At 72.5% G+C, this 15,030-nt stretch carries 17 protein-coding genes; 7 read left to right on the top strand and 10 right to left on the bottom strand.

Features of this window, described 5'->3' with window-relative positions; all coding sequences use genetic code 11:
- Nucleotides 1–2 precede the first annotated feature (2 nt).
- Nucleotides 3–1,538 carry a lipase/acyltransferase domain-containing protein gene (locus tag ACQEV8_RS37130; protein ID WP_432969620.1) on the bottom strand — a complete coding sequence of 512 codons (1,536 nt, stop codon included), beginning with the start codon at nt 1,536–1,538 and terminating at the stop codon, nt 3–5.
- Between the two features lie 257 nt (nt 1,539–1,795).
- Here ACQEV8_RS37130 and ACQEV8_RS37125 point away from each other — a divergent pair, with 257 nt between their 5' ends.
- Genes ACQEV8_RS37125 through ACQEV8_RS37115 form a run of 3 tightly spaced genes read left to right on the top strand, consistent with a single transcriptional unit; the run spans nt 1,796 to nt 3,986 of the window.
- A complete protein-coding gene (locus ACQEV8_RS37125; protein ID WP_432969617.1) occupies nt 1,796–2,866 on the top strand; it encodes a Rieske 2Fe-2S domain-containing protein in 1,071 nt (356 codons plus the stop codon).
- Complete coding sequence (locus ACQEV8_RS37120; RefSeq protein ID WP_432969614.1) at nt 2,863–3,054, top strand: hypothetical protein; 192 nt, start codon at nt 2,863–2,865, stop codon at nt 3,052–3,054. The genes ACQEV8_RS37125 and ACQEV8_RS37120 overlap by 4 nt, the downstream gene beginning before the upstream one ends.
- Entirely contained in the window at nt 3,051–3,986 is a 936-nt protein-coding gene (locus ACQEV8_RS37115) for a PDR/VanB family oxidoreductase (RefSeq protein WP_432969611.1), read from the top strand. Before ACQEV8_RS37120 ends, ACQEV8_RS37115 begins: the two co-directional genes overlap by 4 nt.
- A 28-nt stretch (nt 3,987–4,014) precedes the next feature.
- On the opposite strand, the gene ACQEV8_RS37110 is transcribed toward ACQEV8_RS37115, so the two are convergent.
- From ACQEV8_RS37110 to ACQEV8_RS37080, 7 genes are all read right to left on the bottom strand, one after another.
- On the bottom strand, nt 4,015–4,686 hold the full coding sequence (locus tag ACQEV8_RS37110) for a GntR family transcriptional regulator (protein WP_432969608.1): 672 nt from the start codon (nt 4,684–4,686) through the stop codon (nt 4,015–4,017).
- Nucleotides 4,687–4,729: 43 nt separating this feature from the next.
- On the bottom strand, nt 4,730–5,731 hold the full coding sequence (locus ACQEV8_RS37105; protein ID WP_432969605.1) for a proline racemase family protein: 1,002 nt from the start codon (nt 5,729–5,731) through the stop codon (nt 4,730–4,732).
- A 5-nt stretch (nt 5,732–5,736) separates the two neighbouring features.
- On the bottom strand, nt 5,737–6,627 hold the full coding sequence (locus ACQEV8_RS37100; protein WP_432969602.1) for a dihydrodipicolinate synthase family protein: 891 nt from the start codon (nt 6,625–6,627) through the stop codon (nt 5,737–5,739).
- The gene (locus tag ACQEV8_RS37095; protein WP_432969599.1) at nt 6,624–8,003 is read right to left on the bottom strand and encodes an FAD-dependent oxidoreductase; all 1,380 of its coding nucleotides are present in this window, start codon (nt 8,001–8,003) and stop codon (nt 6,624–6,626) included. Before ACQEV8_RS37095 ends, ACQEV8_RS37100 begins: the two co-directional genes overlap by 4 nt.
- Nucleotides 7,978–8,292, bottom strand: coding sequence for a (2Fe-2S)-binding protein (locus ACQEV8_RS37090; RefSeq protein ID WP_432969596.1), 315 nt, complete (start codon nt 8,290–8,292; stop codon nt 7,978–7,980). Before ACQEV8_RS37090 ends, ACQEV8_RS37095 begins: the two co-directional genes overlap by 26 nt.
- The gene (locus ACQEV8_RS37085) at nt 8,289–9,443 is read right to left on the bottom strand and encodes an NAD(P)/FAD-dependent oxidoreductase (protein WP_432969593.1); all 1,155 of its coding nucleotides are present in this window, start codon (nt 9,441–9,443) and stop codon (nt 8,289–8,291) included. The genes ACQEV8_RS37090 and ACQEV8_RS37085 overlap by 4 nt, the downstream gene beginning before the upstream one ends.
- A gap of 73 nt (nt 9,444–9,516) precedes the next feature.
- Nucleotides 9,517–10,176 (bottom strand): hypothetical protein, encoded by a 660-nt coding sequence (locus ACQEV8_RS37080; RefSeq protein WP_432969590.1) that lies wholly within the window; start codon nt 10,174–10,176, stop codon nt 9,517–9,519.
- Nucleotides 10,177–10,414: 238 nt separating this feature from the next.
- Between ACQEV8_RS37080 and ACQEV8_RS37075 the strand changes: the two genes are divergently transcribed.
- The 3 genes from ACQEV8_RS37075 (at nt 10,415) to ACQEV8_RS37065 (ending at nt 12,019) form a co-directional block, all read left to right on the top strand.
- The gene (locus ACQEV8_RS37075; protein ID WP_432969587.1) at nt 10,415–11,074 is read left to right on the top strand and encodes a helix-turn-helix domain-containing protein; all 660 of its coding nucleotides are present in this window, start codon (nt 10,415–10,417) and stop codon (nt 11,072–11,074) included.
- Nucleotides 11,075–11,106: 32 nt separating this feature from the next.
- A complete protein-coding gene (locus ACQEV8_RS37070; protein WP_432973272.1) occupies nt 11,107–11,637 on the top strand; it encodes a toxin-antitoxin system, toxin component in 531 nt (176 codons plus the stop codon).
- Between the two features lie 157 nt (nt 11,638–11,794).
- Nucleotides 11,795–12,019 carry a hypothetical protein gene (locus tag ACQEV8_RS37065; protein ID WP_432969584.1) on the top strand — a complete coding sequence of 75 codons (225 nt, stop codon included), beginning with the start codon at nt 11,795–11,797 and terminating at the stop codon, nt 12,017–12,019.
- Between the two features lie 108 nt (nt 12,020–12,127).
- On the opposite strand, the gene ACQEV8_RS37060 is transcribed toward ACQEV8_RS37065, so the two are convergent.
- A complete protein-coding gene (locus tag ACQEV8_RS37060; RefSeq protein ID WP_432969581.1) occupies nt 12,128–12,787 on the bottom strand; it encodes a 4'-phosphopantetheinyl transferase family protein in 660 nt (219 codons plus the stop codon).
- The gene (locus ACQEV8_RS37055) at nt 12,784–13,644 is read right to left on the bottom strand and encodes a metallophosphoesterase family protein (protein ID WP_432969578.1); all 861 of its coding nucleotides are present in this window, start codon (nt 13,642–13,644) and stop codon (nt 12,784–12,786) included. Before ACQEV8_RS37055 ends, ACQEV8_RS37060 begins: the two co-directional genes overlap by 4 nt.
- Before the next feature lie 256 nt (nt 13,645–13,900).
- Between ACQEV8_RS37055 and ACQEV8_RS37050 the strand changes: the two genes are divergently transcribed.
- Nucleotides 13,901–15,028, top strand: coding sequence for an ATP-grasp domain-containing protein (locus ACQEV8_RS37050; RefSeq protein ID WP_432969575.1), 1,128 nt, complete (start codon nt 13,901–13,903; stop codon nt 15,026–15,028).
- Nucleotides 15,029–15,030 lie beyond the last annotated feature (2 nt).

Genomic DNA, 15,030 nt, shown 5'->3' with positions numbered 1-15,030 from the left:
GCTCAGGCGGGCTGTTCCGCCGCCGCGACGAGCACGAGCTGGATCACCGGCTCGCTGCCACCCACCACCTCGATCTCGTACAGTCCCGGCCGGCCGGCCACGCACGCCGCCACCAGCTTCCCCTCCTCCCCGGGGACCGGCGTCAGTTCGGGGTACAGGACTTCGTCGCGTCCGCTGACCTCCCTGGCCGTGCACAGCAGATCGGCGGAGCCGTCCCAACCGGACACCTCGATGGCGAACGGCGTGCCGGGTTCGGCCCACTCGGGGACGTCCAGTGCGAACGTGCCGTTGCCGAGCATGGCGCCGAGCTCGTCGGGACGGCTCAGCCCGCGCAGCATGCCGCGCGCCTGGTCGATGACACTCTGGCTGCGGGCCAGGGCGGTGTGGTCCTGGAACACGGTGATCGGCTCCGCGGCACTGCCTCTCGGGCGCGCGGCGAACTGGTAGACGGTTCCATCACCCTTGCGGTCCTCAGTCCTGCGGCGCCCCTCGGCGTCCAGCAGGACTCGGTCGTCACAGCGGTCCCGCACGGGCATGAACCGCTGGCCGACGGCCGTCCCCCCACGCATGCGGTAGCTCTGGAGGGTCTTCTTGCCGAGACCCGCCACGGTGACGTGGCCGGGCAGGAGCGTGTCCTGCCGGGTCGTCCGCCAGGACACGGTCGCTTCGGCCAGTTCGCGGACACCGCCGAGCCCCACGATGTCGTCCGCGGTGGGTATGCGTGTATCGCGGCCGTCGTCGAGGGCGCGGTAGGCGGGCAGCAGGTCGTACAGGCCCGGCATCGTGGGGGCCACGTCGCGCAGGACCGCCGCGGGCAGCAGGAGCGGTCCCCCCTTGCCGGAGTTGAGCATGACCGCTGCCTTGACCGAGCCGCTGAACGGTGTGCCGACGGTCATCACGGCCCGGATGTCGTGCCGGAGGTCGCCGCGGTACAGCAGTTCACGGACGAGGAGTCCGCCCATGGAGTGAGCGACGAAGAGGACGCGCGCCGGTCCGGCCTCGGGGTGGCGGGCGAGGTGATGGCGGTGTGCGGCGTGGTCGCGCCAGGCCTTGAGGTGCCGGCGTGCGGCGCCTGCCAGGAGAGCGCCGTTGTATTCGACCGACAGGCGCCAGTCGTAGGGGAAGGGAAGGACGGCCTTGGGGTCCACGGCAGCCTGGCGTAACTCACGCACCACTTGGTTGTAGGGCTGTGCACCGCCGAGCCCGGGGAGCCACTCGGCGATGTCGAGCAGGCCCGTCGCCTCGATTCGGCCCGTGTCACCGGCGCGTTCCTCGGCGGACACGGAGAGCGCCCGCATCCGGTCCTCATGCGTGCGGGCGGAGTACTGGAAGAGCTTTCTCACGCCCCACAGCCGCTTGCCGCTTTTCACGTCCCGCAGCACGCTGCCCATGATCCCCGGCACGACGATCACAGCGTCGTGAAGCAACCGTTCCGTCGTACGCTGCCCGCTCATCCCCGCCACCCCCTGTGCCACCGCCACCAGCTGCGCCCCCTTGCGCAGTTCAGCAGCGGTGGACGAGGACGCTAGCACAGCCATGACAAACGGGCAGTTGTCACGCAGAGCGGGTGGAGCACCATCTGAAGCACAGCCGCCGGCATATGCGCCCGGCGTGCGCCCCTCGTGCACCGGTCGACCACTCCGAGCGCCCTCGGTCGCGCCTGCCCCGGCCCGGGATTCAGGCGCTCCTTCCGTCACACGGAAGTGGCCTTGCCGCCCCGTGCCGGGCCTCACGACCCTGATTCCAACCACGGCACGCGGGGCGAAGACGCCCCGCCGACAGGGACGGGAACGCCATGCCTCACATGACCGCCTTCGCCAGGAACCAGTGGTACGTCGCCGCCTACAGTCACGAGGTCGGGCGAGAGCTGCTCGGCCGGACGATCCTCGGTGAGACGCTCGTGCTGTACCGGACCGAGGAGGACGGCACGCCGGTCGTCCTGCACGACCGGTGTGTGCACCGCCGGTACCCGCTCTCCGAAGCGCCGACGCGGCTCGACGGGGACCGGATCGTGTGCGGGTACCACGGGTTCACGTACGACCCGACCGGTACGTGTGTGTACGTGCCGGGGCAGAAACGGGTACCGCGCACCGCCCGGCTCGCCTCGTACCCCGTCGTCGAGCAGGACTCGCTGATCTGGGTGTGGATCGGGGACCCGGCGCTCGCCGACCCGCAGACCATCCCCCGGGCCAGGCACCTGGACTCCCCCGGCTGGGTCACCGTGCGCGGCATGGAGCCCATCGACTGCGACTACGGCCTGCTCGTCGACAACCTCCTCGACCTCTCCCACGAGACGTATCTGCACGGCGGTTACATCGGCACCCCCGAGGTCGCCGAGACGCCGATCACCACGGAGGTCGACGAGGGCGCCGGGATCGTCCGGGTGAGCCGGCACATGGACGACGCCGAGTGCCCGCCGTTCTACGCCAAGTCGACCGGCATGGAAGGCCGGATCACCCGCTGGCAGGACATCGAGTACCACGCCCCCTGCCTGTATCTGCTGCACAGCCGCATCGCCCCGGTCGGGGTGGTGCCCGAGCCGGACGGCAGCGACCCGAACGGCTTCCACACGGAGATCACGTACGCGATCACTCCGTCCGGCGACGGCAAGGTGTACGACTTCTGGGCCGTCTCGCGCGACTGGGCGACGGACGACGCCGAGGTCACCGAGTTCCTGCGGGGCAACAACCACACGGTCGTGATGCAGGACGTCACCGCGCTCAACCTGCTGCAGAAGACGCTCGGCACGGAGCGCACCGGCTACCAGGAACTCAGCATCAACATCGACACCGGTGGTCTGGCCGCCCGCCGCATCCTCGCCCGGCTGGTCGAGGAGGGCGACAAGCCCCTGGAGAAGGTCCAGTGACGTCACCCTCTTCCTCCAGGACCGGCGAGATCTACCGCATCGACTGGCTGCCCGGCACCGACGTCCTGCACGGCACCTGCCACTGCGGCCGTGAGCACACCGCGCAGGACCCCGTCGAGATGTGGGAGTGGATGCTCGCCCACCCCCAGGGACACTCCGTCCACGAGCCGCGAGGAAACAGCTCATGAGCGTGTACGAAGCCGAACTCGTCGTCGAGCGGCGGGAGTCCGCCGCCGACGGCGTGCTCGCCCTCACCCTGTGCCACCCGCTGGGCGAGCCACTCCCGGACTGGGCACCGGGCGCCCACATCGACGTCGTGCTCGGCCCCGGTCTGGAGCGGCAGTACTCGCTGTGCGGCGACCCGTCGGATCCGTCGGCCTGGCGGATCGCGGTGCTGCGCGAGCCGGACGGGCGGGGCGGATCGGCCCATGTGCACGAGCAGGTGGGGCCGGGCGACAAGGTCCGGGTGCGCGGGCCCCGGAACAACTTCGGCCTGGAACCCGCCCCGCGCTACCGGTTCGTCGCGGGCGGGATCGGCATCACCCCGATCCTGCCGATGCTGGCGGCGGCCGAGGCGTCGGGTGCCGAGTGGACGCTGCTCTACGGCGGCCGTACCCGCCGGTCCATGGCGTTCGGTGAGGAACTGGGCCGGTACGGCGACCGGGTGACCATCGCGCCCGAGGACGAGACGGGGCTGCTGGACCTGCCCTCGGTGCTGGACGACGTACCCGACGGCACCCTCGTCTACTGCTGCGGCCCCGGCCCGCTGCTGGACGCGGTGGAGGCCCGGAGCCCTTCCGGAGTACTGCGCGTCGAGCGGTTCCGGCCGAAGGAGCGGGAGACCGGCGGCGACACCGAGTTCGAGGTGGAGCTGGCACAGAGCGGCAGGACCCTGACCGTCGCGCCGGACGTGTCGGTGCTCGACACCGTGCGCGCCGCCGGGGTCGAGGTGCTGTACTCCTGCACCGAGGGCACCTGCGGCACGTGCGAGACCGACGTCCTGGAGGGCGAACCGGACCACCGCGACTCGGTGCTCACCGACGACGAACGCGCGACGGGCGAGACCATGCTCATCTGTGTGTCCCGCTGCCGTGGGAAGCGGCTCGTGCTGGACCTGTGATCCGGAGCTGAACCTGCGCTCCGGGCGTTCAGGGCGCTGCCCACAGCCCCCGGACGTGCCCCAGATGCCGGGTCATCACCGTCCGTACGGCCTCCTCGTCCCGGGCGAGCATCGCGTCGAGTATCTCCAGGTGCTCCTCCGCCGACGCCTCCAGCCGCCCCTGCTCGACGAGCGCGGTCAGCCCGTAGAGCCGGGAGCGGCGTCTGAGGTCCCGTACGACGTCGACGAGGTGCTCATTGCCGGCGAGGGCCAGCAGGCCGAGGTGGAAGCGCAGATCGGCCTCGACGTACGCGATGAGGTCGCCGGCCGCCGCGGAGGTGACGATCTCCCGGGCGACCGGGCGCAGTGCCTCCAGCGCCACCGGGTCGGCCGTGAGCGCCAGGCCCGCCGTCGTGGGGATCTCGATCAGCGCCCGGATGTGGGTGTACTCGTCGAGTTGCCGCTCGGAGACGGCGGTGACCCGGAAGCCCTTGTTGGGCACGGTGTCGACCAGGCCTTCCTTGGCGAGGTCGAGCATGGCCTCGCGCACGGGTGTGGCGGAGACGCCGAAGCGGGCGGCGAGGCCGGGGGCCGAGTGGACCTCGCCGGGGCGCAGTTCGCCGGCGATCAGGGCGGCCCGCAGCGCGTCCGCGACCCGCTCCCGGTGGCTGGGCTTCCTGCTGCCCAGCACGGGCAGGGCGGGGGTGTGCTGCGGGGCCATGACGGTCGGGGTTCCTCTCGGGGTCGGCTCGTGTGCGGGCGGCTTACAGGACGAACCCCGCCGGGAACGGGTCCTCGGGGTCCAGCAGGTATTGAGCGGTACCGGTGATCCAGGCGCGTCCGGTGAAGCTGGGCAGGACGGCCGGGCGGCCGGCCACCTCGGTCGTGCCGAGCAGTCTGCCGGTGAACCGGGTGCCGATGAAGGACTCGTTCACGAACTCGGTGTGCAGCGGGAGTTCGCCGCGCGCGTGCAGTTGTGCCATGCGGGCGCTGGTGCCGGTACCGCAGGGTGAGCGGTCGAACCAGCCGGGGTGGATGGCCATGGCGTGCCGGGAGTGGCGGGCGGTGGAGCCGGGGGCGGCGAGGTAGACGTGGTGGAGGCCGTGGATGGACGGGTCCGCCGGGTGGACGGGCGGGTTTTCGTCGTTGACGGCGGCCATGAGGGACAGCCCGGCGGCGAGGATCTCGTCCTTGCGGGTCCGGTCGAAGGGCAGGCCGAACTGCTCCAGCGGCAGGACGGCGTAGAAGTTGCCGCCGAAGGCGAGGTCGTACGTCACCGTCCGCCCGTCGGCGAGGGTGGCCTTGCGGTCGAGGGCGACGGCGAAGGAGGGCACGTTCTGGAGGGTGACCGCCTTGGCGACGCCGTCCTCGACCGCCACTTCGGCGACGACCGGGCCCGCCGGGGTGTCGAGGCGGATGGTGGTGACCGGCTCGGTGACCTCGACCATGCCGGTCTCGACGAGCACGGTCGCCACGCCGATCGTGCCGTGCCCGCACATCGGCAGATAGCCGGAGACCTCGATGTAGACGACGCCCCAGTCGCAGTCGGGGCGGGTCGGCGGCTGGAGGATCGCACCGCTCATGGCGGAGTGGCCGCGCGGTTCGTTCATCAGCAACTGCTTGATGTCGTCGCGGTGTTCGCGGAACCACAGCCGCCGCTCGTTCATGGTGGCGCCGGGGATGGTGCCGAGGCCGCCCGTGATCACACGGGTGGGCATGCCCTCGGTGTGCGAGTCGACGGCGTGCAGGACGAGTCTGCTGCGCATGATCCCTATGCCAATCCGGCCGCTACGGCCTTCTCCGTGGCGGCCCGGACGGCGGCCTCCTGCTCGGGCGGCAGCGGCACACGCGGCGGGCGGCAGGGGCCTCCGTGGCGGCCGACCAGGTCCATGGACAGCTTGATGGCCTGGACGAACTCCACCCGCGAGTCCCAGCGCAGCAGTGGGTGCAGCTGCCGGTACAGGCCCCGCGCGGTGTCGAGGTCGCCGTCGACGGCCGCGTGGTACAGCTCGGCCGAGGCCTGGGGCAGCGCGTTCGGGTAGCCCGCGACCCAGCCCTTGGCGCCCGCGACGGCCAACTCCAGCAGGACGTCGTCCGCGCCGATCAACAGGTCCAGTTCGGGGGCGAGTTCGGCGATCCGGTAGGCCCGGCGGACATCGCCGGAGAACTCCTTCACGCCCCGGATGTGCCCCTCGCCGTGCAGCCGGGCGAGCAGCTCCGGCACCAGGTCGACCTTGGTGTCGATCGGGTTGTTGTACGCCACGACCGGCAGGCCGGCCTTCGCGACCTCGGCGTAGTGGGCGAGGACGGACCGCTCGTCGGCGCGATAGGCGTTCGGCGGCAGCAGCATCACCGCCTCGCACCCCGCCTCGCCCGCCTGTTCGGCCCAGCGCCGGGACTCGGCGGACCCGTAGGCGGCGACGCCGGGCATGACGCGCTGTCCGCCGATCGCGGAGACGGCCGTCTCGACGACCCGGGCGCGCTCCTCGGGGGTGAGCACCTGGTACTCGCCGAGGGAGCCGTTCGGCACGACGCCGTCGCAGCCGTTCTCGACGAGCCAGGCGCAGTGCTCGGCGTACCGGTCGTAGTTCACAGAGAGGTCGTCGTTCAGGGGGAGCGCGGTGGCGACGAGGACGCCGCGCCAGGGGCGGTGATCGGTCATGACTGTCCCTCCTGGGGATGCTGCCGTGCGAGGACGCCGAGCGGTACGGGACGGGCGAGGGGCCTTCTGGCCGGGGCGGGCGGGCAGCCGGCGAGACCGGCGACCGCGCCTGCGCACATCCGGCCCTGGCACCAGCCCATCCCGGCCCGGGTGAGCAGCTTCACGGTGCGCGCGTCGCCCGCCCCGAGGTCCAGGGCGTCGCGCACGGCGCCGGCGGTGACCTCCTCGCAGCGGCAGACCACGGTGTCGTCGGTGATCCGCTCAGGCCAGTGCGCGGGCGGCGCGTAGGCGGCGTCGAGGGCGACGGCGGATCTCCTGAGCTTCGTACGGGCCTTGAGGGCTTCCGGGGCCGGGGCGGGGACGGTGCCCCGCAGCCGCGCGGCGGCGGAGCACCCGGCGATGTGTCCCTCGGCGAGAGCGAGGGCCGCGCCTCCGATGCCGGTGGCCTCGCCGGCCGCCCACACGCCGGGCACGTCGGTGCGCTGCTCGGTGTCCACGGGTACGGCGAGCCCGTCGAGGCCACAGCCGAGGCCCTCCGCCAGGTCGGTGTGCGGGAGCATGCCGTCGCCGACGGCCAGGGTGTCGCAGGGCAGCTGCCGCTCGGTGCCGGCCGTGACACGTCCGTCGCTGTCGAGGGCGGCGACCGTGACGCCGGTCAGCCGGTCGTCGCCGTGGGCGCGGACGACGGTGTGCCGGGCGAGGAACGGCACGCGGTGGCGCAGCAGCCGGGCGGCGTATCCGGCGCCCTCCGGGAACTTGCCGGCCAGGGCCCGGCCCTGGCGGGCGAGGCGCTTGGGGTCGGTGGACTCGACGAGTGCGGCGACCTCGACGCCGACCGCCGCGAGCCCGGTCGCCACGGGTAGCAGCAGCGGCCCGGTCCCTGCCACGACGGCTCGGCGCCCCGGCACCACGAGCCCGCCCTTGAGCATGGCCTGGGCGCCCCCGGCGGTGACGACGCCCGGCAGGGTCCAGCCAGGGAAGGGCAGCACCTGCTCGTAGCCGCCGGTGGCCAGCAGCACGGCACGGGCACGCACCTCGGCCGGCTCCTCCTGTTCCGGCCCGAGCAGCGCGTGCACGACGAAGCCGTCGGACACCTTTTCGACGCACCACACATGATGATCGGTCAGCACGCGTACGGCACTGGCGGCGAGTCCGTCGCGCAGCCGCTCCCAGGTCCGCCACCGGTGGTGCAGCGCCTCGGGCCGCCCGGCGCCGAGCCTGGCTGCGGGCTGCCGGTAGAACTGTCCGCCCGTCTCCGTCGCCCCGTCGACGAGCGCGACCCGCGTGCCCCTCGCGGCCGCCGCCAGGGAGGCGGCGAGACCGGCCGGTCCGGCGCCGATCACGGCCAGGTCAGTCCGCACGGCGCACCCCCTCATGGCCCGTCCCCTCCTGCGTGCCGATCACGTCCCCCGGCCGTACCGGCACCAGACAGGCGCGGCGGTTGGGGCGGCCGTTGACGGTCACCAGGCAGTCGAAGCAGACGCCGATGCCGCAGAACACCCCGCGCGGACGCCCCTCGCCCCGGGTGGCGCGCCAGGAGGTGATGCCCGCCGTCCACAGCACGGCGGCGACCGTCTGCCCGGGCAGCGCCTCGACGGGTCGCCCGTCGAAGGTGACCGTGAAGGCGGGGCCGGGCCCGGCTCCCGCCAGCTCCAGGGGATTCACGCGGCCTCCTCGGTGAAGCGGTCGGGCCGGAAGGCGGTGAGGTCCAGTTCGGGCGTCTGTCCGGTCAGCGCCTGGGCGATCAGACGACCCGTGCCGGTGGCGAGGCCGATGCCCGCGCCCTCGTGCCCGCAGGCGTGCAGCAGTCCGGGCGCCCGGGGATCCGGGCCGATCGCGGGCAGATGGTCCGGCAGATACGGCCGGAAGCCCACGTAGGTACGCAGGGCCCGGACATCGGCGAGGAAGGGGAAGAGGTCGGTCGCTCCCGCCGCCAGGGCGCGCAGCGCCGGGAGCGACAACGACCGGTCGAAGCCGACCCGTTCGCGGCTGGCGCCGATCAGGACCGGCCCGGCCGGCGTTCCCTCCACCACCGGGGAGGTCTGCAGCGCCGCCGAGTCGCTCGCGACATCGCCCACATAGTCGGCGGCGTACACCTTGTGCCGGATGCGGGGCGGCAGCGGCTCGGTGACCAGCACGAAGCCCCGCCGGGGCAGCACGGGCAGGGACACGCCCGCGCGGGCCGCGATCTCGCCGCCCCAGGTGCCGGCCGCGTTGACGACGGCCGGGGCATCGATGGCACCCCGGTCGGTCCGCACCCCGCGCACCACGCCTCCCCGCCCCCGCAGCACCGCGGTCACCTCCCGGCCGGTGAGCAGCCGGGCGTTCGAGGCGCGCAGCAGGTGCGCCGCCGCGAGGGCGGGCATCACCTGGGCGTCCTGCGGGTAGTGGACGCCGCCCGCGAGACCGGGGGCCAGGTTCGGCTCCAGATCGGGCAGCCGGTCGGGAGGCACGTGGACGGCCTCGACGCCTGCCGCGCGCTGCCCGGCGGCGAGTTCCTGGAGACCGGCCAGTGCCGCGTCGGTGCCGGCGACGACGACACCGCCCTTGGCCTCGTACTCGACGGGCTTCCCCAGCCCCTCCCGCGCCAGTTCGGCCCACAGCCGGGCGGACAGCAGGGCGAGTTCCAGCTCGGGTCCGGGCTCCTTGTCGGAGACGAGGAGGTTCCCCTCCCCCGCGCCGGTCGTACCGCCGGCCACCGCGCCCCGGTCCACCACGACGACGTCGAGGCCGGCACGGGCCGCGTACAAGGCGCAGGCGGCGCCGACCACTCCGGCGCCGATCACCACGACATCGCAGGTCAGCGACTCGCTCACGCCAGTACTATGTCACACACCACATTGGCTGGGAAGGGGACGGACAAGGGCTCCGCGCCGCATGGTGGAGCGCTCAGCCGGCCGTCGGTACGACCCTCAGATGGGAGGCGGTACGACGTGCCCCACGATCCCTGGACGAGGTGCGGCGGGCCTCGCGCAGCACGAACGTGAGCCGGGTGCAGCCCAGCTCCTCGAGCGTCCTGGACGTCTCGACGACGATCCGGCACTCGGTGGCACCCCGGCGCGGGTCCGGGTGCAGCAGCGGGCGTACGGCACCGTCGTGCTCGACGGCGTCCTCGCCGACCGAGCGGATCCAGTGCGGCAGGCCCTGCCGGTACGCGGCCTCCATGATCGGGTCCTGGGCGATGTCCCGGCGGACGGCCTGGAGGCCGTGGTCGGGGCCGTGGCTCTCCACGGTGCGCGCGAAGTGCGCGAGCATCGGCAGGCACCAGCTCGACTCGTGCTCGCCGAGCACCGTGGGGGCGTCGGGGTGGAACAGCACGAACCTGAGGAAGTTGTCGCCCGGCATGGCCGTCGGGTGCGGACCCACGCCGGCGAAAAGTGACCGGAACGCGCTATTGGTCAGCGCCACGTCCCAGCTGTGGTCGACGACGAGCGAGGGGGAGGAGACGGCCTCCAGAAGCCCGGCGTAGTCCTCCAGATAGGCCTGGGCCTCTGGAGTCTCGGCGACGGGCCGCGGTGCCGGCCGCTGCCCTCCTGCCTGGTATGCCATCGGGAGGTCACCCCTCTTGCCTGTGCGGCCTTGACGCGGCGCCCTGATCCTGCTGCCCGGAGCTGAGGCGTGTCAACTATCGTGGCATTTCATGCCTGTTGACGGCTGAAATTGGCCACAGTTGTGGCGAGACCTGGATGTGAGTTCGAAGCACCGGCTACGCTCCGGGAAGTTCACGCCGGGGAAAGTCACGGCATCCACTTGTGAGAAGCCTGTGAGAGACGTAGGAGATCTGTCGGTGACGGGTGGCTTCGTCGAAAGTCCGGGCGCCACGCCGACGGCCGTGCTACCGGCCGTCGTCTCCCGTGTCTCCGCGCTCGCCGACCGGCTCGGCGTGCCGCACGCCGAGGTCTTCGGCATCGGCCGGCTGTCCGTCGCCTCCGGGGTTCCGGAACCGGTGGTGAAGGCCCTGCTCTGCGGCAGGCCCGCGGGCGAGCCCGATGTGCAGGCCCGGTTCCTGCAGCGTCTGGACCTGCTGCGCCGCACCCGGCTCAAGCCCACCGGCCGCAAGTACACCCAGCAGGAGATCGCCGACGGCGCGGGCATGTCCCGGCAGCAGGCCGGAGCCCTCATCAACGGCGACCGGCGGCCGACCATGGAGCACTGCGACGCCCTCCAGCGGTTCTTCCGGGTGCACGCCGGTTTCCTCACGGCGGAGGACCCCGAGGCGCTCGTGAGCGCCCTCCAGCACATCGAGCAGGAGCTGCTGCAGAAGCTCGCCGACCGCGAGCGGGAGGCGGCCGCGGCGGCCGACGACCCGCTGGAGCGGCTGTTGCAGGACCACGGCGTGCGCGGCATCGCCTGGCGGGCCGCGCAGCTGCCCACCGACCAGCACCGTGACAAGGTCGCGGAGTGGCTGGACATGCTCCTGGAGAGCGTCAAGCGGCCCGACTCGTGACCGTGGGGAGAACTGTGGGCATCGGTAAGGAAATGCGCCGCCTGTGCGGCGAGCTGGTCGCGGAGCTGACCCTCCCCGCGCCGGCACGGCCCGACGAGCTGTACGCCGCGCTGTGCGACGCCATGAGCAGACGCCGTGGCCGGCCTGTCCACTTCCGTACGGCCGCCTTCCCGATCGGGACCGCCAGCGGGCTGTGGCTCGACATGGCCGAGCAGGACCTCGTCGTGATCGAGGAACGCACCGCGCCGGAACATCAGTTGGTGATCCTGGGCCACGAGCTGTGGCACATGAACGCCGGGCACTGCTCCCACCATGTCGAGGGCGCGGCGGTCGCGGCCCGGCTGCTCGACGACACCGCCGATCTCCAGGCGACGGTCCTCAAGGTCGCGGCGCGCACCCGCTTCGACCAGGACGACGAGAAGGAGGCCGAGAGCTTCGGCCTGCTGCTGGCCAGCAAGAGCCGTGCGTGGCTGGCCGGTTCGTCGTCGCGGGGGCCGGTGCAGCGGGACCATCTGGCGGGACGGATCGAGGCGTCGCTGGGGTATCGGGGTCCACAGGGCTGACGGGCCGTCCGGTTCTTCCGCCGAGCGGGCGAACCGGGGGGCGGCGGGGCCGGATTGTCAGTGGCGGACGGCAAGCTGGAGGTGCGTCCCTTCTGTGCGGGGCGTGCGCGCCGCACCGGCGCGGGACCGATGACGCCGACACGGGGAGAGCCGACCGATGCAGACCGCCGTACTGACCGACCGTGAGCGCACCGCCGTCCAGGCCTATCTGCGGCTGCTGCACACGGTGCGGGCCGCGTTCGATCTGGAGACCGGCAGCCGTCCCGCGATGGTGCCGCCGGCCGTTCTCGCCGAGGCGGAGGCGGCGCTCGAACGGGCCGGGCTGACCGGAAATGAGGAGGAGTTCTTCGGGTTGCTGCGGAGCTGGTGTCCCGAGTCGTAGCGCCTGTGAGGGGGCGGAGTCGGGCTCGGGGGTGCGGGTGGTTTCCGGGTGCGGGCCGTTCGGGGTTGTTCGCGCGGTTCCCCGCGCCCCTGAGAGGCGCGCGGCGCCTCAGGGGTGTTGTACCGCGACGGCCGTCGCGACCAGGCCGCGGGACGTCGTCCAGCGGCCCTCGAAATGGTCGAGGCGGTGGCCGCCCACCAGGGGCCCTGGGACGAGGAGCGTCGCGCGGAAGCCGCCGTCGGCGGAGAGCTCGATGTCCGCCTCCATGAAGTCCAGCCACTTCCCGGTGAGGGGGAACCACGCCTTGTAGACGGACTCCTTCGCGCTGAACAGCAGCCGGTCCCAGTGGACGTCGGGGCGCTGTGCCGCCAGCCGGCGCAGCCGCTCCGCCTCGGACGGCAGGGACACCGAGGGCAGGACCCCCTCGGGCAGCGGCCCGTGGACCTCGGCGTCGATACCGAGGGAGGCCAGGTCGGTGGCGCGGACCAGGGCGGCGGCACAGTAGCCGTCGCAGTGCGTCATGCTGCCGGCCAGCCCGGCCGGCCAGCCCGGGGCGCCGCGCTCCCCGGGCAGGATCGGCTGCGGCGGCACGCCGAGCTTCTCCATGGCGCGGCGGGCACAGGAGCGGACGACGGCGAACTCCCGCCGGCGCTTGGCGACCGCCCGCGTCACGAGCGCCGCCTCCTCCGGGTACAGCGGGGTGTCCGCGCCGTCCTGGCCGTAGGCCTCCACAGTGACCACGCTCGCGGGCAGCAGTTCCTCGATCACCTCTCCTCGCCCTCCCTCGGCAGGATGCGTCGCAATCGCCCCGGGTCCCCGGACCGCTTCCGCCACTCGCGGGGGTAGCCCACCGACACCTCCTCGAAGCGCACGCCCTCGTGCCAGGTGGTGCGGGGGATGTGCAGATGGCCGTAGACCATCGCGTGGACGCGGAACCTGCGGTGCCAGTCGGCGGTCAGGCCGGTCCCGCACCACATGGCGAACTCGGGGTGCCACAGGACGTCCATCGGGTGCCGGTGCAGCGGGTAGTGGTTGACGGGGATCACGGGCAGATCACCGGGCAGCTCGGCGAGTCTGCGTTCGGTCTCGGCGACCCGGGCCCGGCACCAGGCCTCCCGGCTCGGGTACGGGTCGGGGTGCAGCAGGTACTCGTCGGAGCACACGATCCCCGTGCCGTGGGCGTACTCCAGGCCCTGCTCCTTGGTCGTACACCCGGCCGGCAGGAACGAGTAGTCGTACAGCAGGAACAGCGGGGCGACGGCCACCGGGCCGCCGGGACCGTCCCAGACGGGGTAGGGGTCCTCGGGTGTCGTCACGCCGAGTTCCCGGCACAGCTCGACCAGGTACTCGTATCGGGCGACGCCCCGCAGGGTGACGGAGTCGCTCGGATGGGTCCACAGCTCGTGGTTCCCCGGCACCCAGACGACCTTGCGGAATCGGCCCGCGAGCGTCTCGAGAGTCCAGCGGATGTCGGCCACGGTCTCCGCGACGTCACCGGCCACGAGCAGCCAGTCGTCGTCCGTCTCGGGCACCATGCGCTCGACCAGGGCGCGGTTCTCGGAGTAGCCGATGTGCAGATCGCTGATGGCCAGAAGCTGTCCGGCACCACCGGCCGTCGATGTCACCCTTCATCCCCCTCCGCACACACGAGCGCCACCAAGAGATCACATCTCGGCGCCCGGGGACAAGACCGGACGGATGGCCGCGACGGGAGGAATCCTTCACACGCGCGTTGCACGAGAGGGCCCGCCGAAGCCGTATGATCGGCCGCAACACCACCGCTGAGATTCCCTTTCACAGGGGCGGTTTGGTGTACCCACATTCTTCCTGCCCGGGCACGGGCTGCTCAGCCCTGCCCGCGAACCGTGAAAGGCGGCCTGCATGGTCTCTCGCGTACGCGTCTGGCTCAACCGCACGTACGCGGAGAACGTGTTCTTCATGGATCAGCTGCGGAGAAATCCCAGCGACCGGGCCGTCGAGATCCATGCCACCCACGGCGACCCCGACTCCCCCGTGCTGGCCGCCGCCGACACAGCGGAGCTGGAGCCCGAGGGCCTGTCCCCGGCCGGGTACGTCGAGTACGCGCTGGCCCAGTGCGCGCGGCGCGGCATCGATGTGTTCGTGCCCCGGCTGCACCAGTCGGCGGTCGTGGCGCACCGAGCCGAGTTCGAGGCGGCGGGCACGGCTGTGCTGGCGCCCCCGCCCGAGGCGGTAACCGTCTTCCACGACAAAGTGATCGCCTACGAGGCCGTCCAGGCGATCGGCGTGCCGGTGCCGCCGTGGTACCGGGTCCGTTCGGAAGGCGAACTGGTCCGCGCCGTCGAGGAGTTGGAGGCCGGTGGGCACAAGGCGTGCTTCAAGCCGGCGTCCGGGGCGGGCGGGGTGGGCTTCCGCGTGATCACGCGCTCGCCCTTCTCGCTGTCGCAGCTCGACGGGTTCCCCAGCCCGTACGTGCCGCTCGATCTGGTGCTGGAGGCGCTCCGGGAGGCGGAGGAGCCGGTTGACTGGCTGGTGATGCCGCGCCTGGAGCAGCCCGAGGTGTCGGTGGACTGCCTGACCGGTCCGGACAACCGGGTCCGGATGGCCGTGGGCCGTACCAAGAACGGCCGCCGACGGGGCTTCACGCTGCACGAGCAGTGGCTGGACCCGGCCCGGCGGATCGCGGAGGGCTTCGGTCTGCACTACCTGTCCAACATCCAGTTCCGGATGTTCGGCGACCGGCCGGTCCTCATGGACGTCAACACCCGCCCGGCCGGCGGTCTGCACCAGCTGTCCCTGTGCGGAATCAACGCCCCCTGGGCAGCTGTCCGGCTGGCGCTCGGCGAGGACCCGGGCGAGGTGGTTCCGCCGTTCCTGGGCCAGGACTACGCGGTCGTGTCGGGGCCGCGCCCGCTGTGCCCGGTGACGCTGCCGCAGCAGCGGGCGGAGGCGGCCGGGCCGCTGCCGCCGGTGCCGGCCGACTCCGTCGGGGCGGTCCCACAGCCCGCGGTCGGGGCCCTGCCCCTCTAGCC

This window comes from Streptomyces sp. CA-179760 (assembly GCF_050937045.1).
Taxonomy (GTDB): Bacteria; Actinomycetota; Actinomycetes; order Streptomycetales; family Streptomycetaceae; genus Streptomyces.
Note: the sequence above shows the minus strand (reverse complement) of the source record. Positions and strands in the feature narration are given on the sequence as shown.

Excerpts from the sequence above, each read along its gene's own strand:
- ACQEV8_RS37100 (WP_432969602.1), bottom strand. The coding sequence starts at position 6,627 with ATGACCGATCACCGCCCCTGGCGCGGCGTCCTCGTCGCCACCGCGCTC.
- ACQEV8_RS37095 (WP_432969599.1), bottom strand. The coding sequence starts at position 8,003 with ATGAGGGGGTGCGCCGTGCGGACTGACCTGGCCGTGATCGGCGCCGGA.
- ACQEV8_RS37110 (WP_432969608.1), bottom strand. The coding sequence starts at position 4,686 with ATGGCCCCGCAGCACACCCCCGCCCTGCCCGTGCTGGGCAGCAGGAAG.
- ACQEV8_RS37080 (WP_432969590.1), bottom strand. The coding sequence starts at position 10,176 with ATGGCATACCAGGCAGGAGGGCAGCGGCCGGCACCGCGGCCCGTCGCC.
- ACQEV8_RS37050 (WP_432969575.1), top strand. The coding sequence starts at position 13,901 with ATGGTCTCTCGCGTACGCGTCTGGCTCAACCGCACGTACGCGGAGAAC.
- ACQEV8_RS37105 (WP_432969605.1), bottom strand. The coding sequence starts at position 5,731 with ATGCGCAGCAGACTCGTCCTGCACGCCGTCGACTCGCACACCGAGGGC.
- ACQEV8_RS37070 (WP_432973272.1), top strand. The coding sequence starts at position 11,107 with ATGCGCCGCCTGTGCGGCGAGCTGGTCGCGGAGCTGACCCTCCCCGCG.
- ACQEV8_RS37115 (WP_432969611.1), top strand. The coding sequence starts at position 3,051 with ATGAGCGTGTACGAAGCCGAACTCGTCGTCGAGCGGCGGGAGTCCGCC.
- ACQEV8_RS37125 (WP_432969617.1), top strand. The coding sequence starts at position 1,796 with ATGCCTCACATGACCGCCTTCGCCAGGAACCAGTGGTACGTCGCCGCC.
- ACQEV8_RS37065 (WP_432969584.1), top strand. The coding sequence starts at position 11,795 with ATGCAGACCGCCGTACTGACCGACCGTGAGCGCACCGCCGTCCAGGCC.
- ACQEV8_RS37130 (WP_432969620.1), bottom strand. The coding sequence starts at position 1,538 with ATGGCTGTGCTAGCGTCCTCGTCCACCGCTGCTGAACTGCGCAAGGGG.